Annotated in this window: 3 rRNA genes; all 3 read right to left on the reverse strand. The window is 53.9% G+C overall.

The window, feature by feature from the left end:
- Window positions 1–11: 11 nt before the first annotated feature.
- Window positions 12–129 (reverse strand): 5S ribosomal RNA (gene rrf, locus M3G14_RS11560).
- 186 nt (window positions 130–315) lie between these two features.
- A 23S ribosomal RNA gene (locus tag M3G14_RS11565) occupies window positions 316–3,397 on the reverse strand.
- 505 nt (window positions 3,398–3,902) lie between these two features.
- Window positions 3,903–5,423: ribosomal RNA gene (locus M3G14_RS11570) — 16S ribosomal RNA — on the reverse strand.
- Together the 16S, 23S and 5S rRNA genes form the textbook arrangement of a ribosomal RNA operon.
- Between the last annotated feature and the right edge of the window lie 240 nt (window positions 5,424–5,663).

Consider the following 5,663-nt stretch of genomic DNA (forward strand, 5'->3'; position numbering starts at 1 on the left):
TGAAGTTGTTGGGTCGGCGGTAACCTACTCTCCCACACCCTCCCGAGTGCAGTACCATCGGCGCGGGCGGGCTTAGCTTCCGGGTTCGGAATGGGACCGGGCGTTTCCCCGCCGCCATCAACCACCGACACACCCTTGGGGCATGCCAGCCAAATACACAACACATGGGTTGTGTGTGACGGTGACACAATATTCTTTTTAATCAGTGTTGACACTACGTGTGTTGTGTCAGTGACTGCATAGTGGACGCGGAGTTACTCTTCGTGTTTCGCTTTCGTTGAAGTATTGCCAAGACCCGTGTTTTGTGGTGTTGGTCATGATTGGTTGTTGGTGGATTAGTACCAGTCACCTCCACACCTTACGATGCTTCCAGTTCCGGCCTATCAACCCAGTCGTCTCCTGGGCACCTCAAAAGAAACCTCATCTTAAAACAGGCTTCCCGCTTAGATGCTTTCAGCGGTTATCCCTCCCGTACGTAGCCAACCAGCAATGCTCCTGGCGGAACAACTGGCACACCAGAGGTACGTCCGTCCCGGTCCTCTCGTACTAGGGACAGCCTTCTTCAAGTTTCAACGCGCGCGGCGGATAGAGACCGAACTGTCTCACGACGTTCTGAACCCAGCTCGCGTGCCGCTTTAATGGGCGAACAGCCCAACCCTTGGGACCTACTCCAGCCCCAGGATGCGACGAGCCGACATCGAGGTGCCAAACCATCCCGTCGATATGGACTCTTGGGGAAGATCAGCCTGTTATCCCCGGGGTACCTTTTATCCGTTGAGCGACACCACATCCACAAGTAGGTGCCGGATCACTAGTCCCGACTTTCGTCCCTGCTCGACTTGTAAGTCTCGCAGTCAAGCTCCCTTGTGCACTTACACTCTATACACCTGATTGCCAACCAGGCTGAGGGAACCTTTGGGCGCCTCCGTTACATTTTGGGAGGCAACCGCCCCAGTTAAACTACCCACCAGGCACTGTCCCCAACCCAGATCATGGGCCAAGGTTAGATATCCACTACGGTCAGAGTGGTATTTCAACAACGACTCCACCACCACTAGCGTGATAGCTTCACAGTCTCCCACCTATCCTACACAAACCGCACCGAATGCCAATACCAAGCTATAGTGAAGGTCCCGGGGTCTTTTCGTCCTGCCGCGCGAAACGAGCATCTTTACTCGTACTGCAATTTCACCGGGCCTGTGGTTGAGACAGCAGGGGAGTCGTTACGCCATTCGTGCAGGTCGGAACTTACCCGACAAGGAATTTCGCTACCTTAGGATGGTTATAGTTACCACCGCCGTTTACTGGGGCTTAAATTCTCCGCTTCGACCACAAAGGCCTAACAGGTCCTCTTAACCTTCCAGCACCGGGCAGGCGTCAGTCCGTATACATCAACTTGATCGTCTTCGCACGGACCTGTGTTTTTGATAAACAGTCGCTCCCCTCTCTTCTCTGCGACCCACACCAGCAACCACATACGAAAGTATGGGCACCAGCATGGGTCCCCCTTCTCCCGAAGTTACGGGGGAATTTTGCCGAATTCCTTAACCACAGTTCACCCGACCGCTTTAGTATTCTCTACCTGACTACCTGTGTCGGTTTCGGGTACGGGCCGTATACACACATCGCTAGAGGCTTTTCTCGGCAGCATAGGATCACCAACATCACCCAACAATGGGCTACGCATCACGCCTCACACAAATAACAGCGGCATTTCACACACTGTCGTGCCACACGCTTACACCACACACCAACCGGTGGCTTGGCTACCTTCCTGCGTCACCCCATCACTTGACTACCACGGATCAGGCCCCACGCATCACACCAACCCAACACCACAAAGTGGCGTCATAGCCGGCGCTCAGGGTGGTTAGTCTCACCGCTTCATCACTTGGCGCGCATACACGGGTACGGGAATATCAACCCGTTGACCATCGACTACGCCTGTCGGCCTCGCCTTAGGACCCGACTCACCCTGGGAAGACGAACTTGACCCAGGAACCCTTAGTCATCCAGCGGTAAGGATTCTCACCTTACACTCGTTACTCATGCCTGCATTCTCACTCGCACACAGTCCACAACCCCTTACGGTACTGCTTCACACCATGCACGACGCTCCCCTACCCAACACAAAAAATGTGTTGCCGCGGCTTCGGCGGTGTACTTGAGCCCCACTACATTGTCGGCGCAGAACCACTCGACCAGTGAGCTATTACGCACTCTTTCAAGGATGGCTGCTTCTAAGCCAACCTCCTGGCTGTCTTCGCGATCCCACATCCTTTTCCACTTAGTACACCCTTAGGGGCCTTAACCGGCGATCTGGGCTGTTTCCCTCTCGACTATGAAGCTTATCCCCCACAGTCTCACTGCTATACACACTTACACCGGCATTCGGAGTTTGGCTGATGTTGCTAAGATGATAGTCCCGCTCAACCAACCAGTAGCTCTACCTCCGGCAAGCTCAACATATAACGCTGCACCTAAATGCATTTCGGGGAGAACCAGCTATCACGGAGTTTGATTGGCCTTTCACCCCTACCCACAACTCATCCCCGCAGTTTTCAACCTACGTGGGTTCGCGCCTCCACAACCTCTTACAGCTGCTTCACACTGGCCATGGGTAGATCACCCCGCTTCGGGTCCAGGACATGCCACTCACAACACCCAACTAGGATTCGCTTTCGCTACGACTACCCCACACGGGTTAACCTCGCGACATGCCGCTGACTCGCAGGCTCATTCTTCAAAAGGCACGCCATCACACACTTAGAGGTGCTCTGACGGATTGTAAGCGCACGGTTTCAGGAACTCTTTCACTCCCCTCCCGGGGTACTTTTCACCATTCCCTCACGGTACTCTTCACTATCGGTCACACTTAGTATTTAGGCTTACCGGGTGGTCCCGGCAGATTCACAGCAGATTCCACGAGCCCGCTGCTACTCGGGGCAAACAACAACACATGCACACAATGCATTCACGTACGGGACTCTCACCCACTCCGGTACACCATCCCAGGTGACTTCCGCTTACACGCACACACACGCACCCAGTTGACAGCCTGGATCCATTGCACCCCACAACACCACACACGCAACCCCTGCCAGGTCTCACACGCACATGGTTTAGCCTCATCCACGTTCGCTCGCCGCTACTAGCAGAATCACAATTGTTTTCTTCTCCTACGGGTACTGAGATGTTTCACTTCCCCGCGTCAACCCCCACACAGACTATGCATTCATCTGCAGGTAACACCACACAACCGGTGCTGGGTTTCCCCATTCGGACATCCTCGGATCAACGCTTTGTTGACAACTCCCCGAGGCTTAACGCAGCCTCACACGTCCTTCATCGGCTAAGCATGCCAAGGCATCCACCGTACGCCCTGAATAACCAAAAAATTACCCAACACGATACAACACACACCACCCACCAAAAACAGCAGACGATGCGCGCAGATACACAAAACACTTACAAAACGGTCTCGCAAACTACAAAAACTTGCAAAACACAAAAATCAACCCACACCCCACAAACCATGGAGCATGGAAAGAAGAAAGATGCTCGCGTCCACTATACAGTTCTCACACAACACACCCACACCACAACAACCACACAACACAACGCGCATGATCATTCACGTGCAGGCCAACAAGACAACCACAACCACACTCACGTGCAGTTACTGTGTGCTGCCCCAGACACCCAACAGCATGCCAACGCACCAAAAACACTGTTTGCGGAAAAACGGTTACGACCCCGGTCTGCTACGCAGGCACTCCACGTCCTGCGGGTATGCATCCACCCGGAAATTTTCAATACTTTTTTTAGTGGCAGTCACACACACGGCGACATCAACCACCAACACACCCACAACCGTGGGCACAATACTAAAAGCTCCTTAGAAAGGAGGTGATCCAGCCGCACCTTCCGGTACGGCTACCTTGTTACGACTTCGTCCCAATCGCCGATCCCACCTTCGACCACTCCCTAACAAGTTTGGGCCATGGGCTTCGGGTGTTACCAACTTTCATGACGTGACGGGCGGTGTGTACAAGGCCCGGGAACGTATTCACCGCAGCGTTGCTGATCTGCGATTACTAGCGACTCCGACTTCATGGGGTCGAGTTGCAGACCCCAATCCGAACTACGACCGGCTTTCAGCGATTAGCCCACCCTCACGAGCTCGCAAACGCGTTGTACCGACCATTGTAGCATGTGTGAAGCCCTGGACATAAGGGGCATGATGATTTGACGTCATCCCCACCTTCCTCCGAGTTAACCCCGGCAGTCTCTCATGAGTCCCCAACCAAATGCTGGCAACATAAGACAAGGGTTGCGCTCGTTGCGGGACTTAACCCAACATCTCACGACACGAGCTGACGACAACCATGCACCACCTGTACACCAGCCACAAAGGGAAAGACCATCTCTGGCCCGATCCAGTGTATGTCAAGCCCAGGTAAGGTTCTTCGCGTTGCATCGAATTAATCCACATGCTCCGCCGCTTGTGCGGGCCCCCGTCAATTCCTTTGAGTTTTAGCCTTGCGGCCGTACTCCCCAGGCGGGGCGCTTAATGCGTTAGCTACGGCACGAACCCCGTGGAAGGGACTCACACCTAGCGCCCACCGTTTACGGCATGGACTACCAGGGTATCTAATCCTGTTCGCTCCCCATGCTTTCGCTCCTCAGCGTCAGTTACTGCCCAGAGACCTGCCTTCGCCATCGGTGTTCCTCCTGATATCTGCGCATTCCACCGCTACACCAGGAATTCCAGTCTCCCCTACAGCACTCAAGTTATGCCCGTATCGCCTGCAACCCCGCAGTTAAGCTGCGGTATTCCACAAACGACGCGACAAACCACCTACGAGCTCTTTACGCCCAGTAATTCCGGACAACGCTCGCACCCTACGTATTACCGCGGCTGCTGGCACGTAGTTAGCCGGTGCTTCTTCTCAACCTACCGTCACCAAAAGGCTTCGTCGATTGCGAAAGGAGTTTACAACCCGAAGGCCGTCATCCCCCACGCGGCGTCGCTGCATCAGGCTTGCGCCCATTGTGCAATATTCCCCACTGCTGCCTCCCGTAGGAGTCTGGGCCGTATCTCAGTCCCAATGTGGCCGTACGCCCTCTCAGGCCGGCTACCCGTCGACGCCTTGGTAGGCCATTACCCCACCAACAAGCTGATAGGCCGCGAGCTCATCCCATACCGCAAAAGCTTTCCACAACAATATCCAAAAAGTTGTCATATCCGGTATTAGACCCAGTTTCCCAAGCTTATCCCGAAGTACAGGGCAGATCACCCACGTGTTACTCACCCGTTCGCCACTCGAGTACCGAAGCAAGCTTCGGCCTTTCCGTTCGACTTGCATGTGTTAAGCACGCCGCCAGCGTTCATCCTGAGCCAGGATCAAACTCTCCACAAAAACAACTGTTTCAGCAAGAAACAAGGCCGTGAAAAGCCCGAAAACCTAACCAAAAACAAACCAACCCACACCACACAAACATGCAATGCAGGACTGGCAAATCCTCAAATTACTGTTTAACAACCAGCCCTCACCCGACGAGGGAAAACAAGAACTGGCCAAAACAAAAAAGTTACAAAATAACGCGAATTACATCACGCACCCGTAACCAGCAAAACACCACCCAAAATTAGAGATTCA

The organism is Corynebacterium sp. p3-SID1056, from assembly GCF_025152525.1.
Lineage (GTDB): Bacteria > Actinomycetota > Actinomycetes > Mycobacteriales > Mycobacteriaceae > Corynebacterium.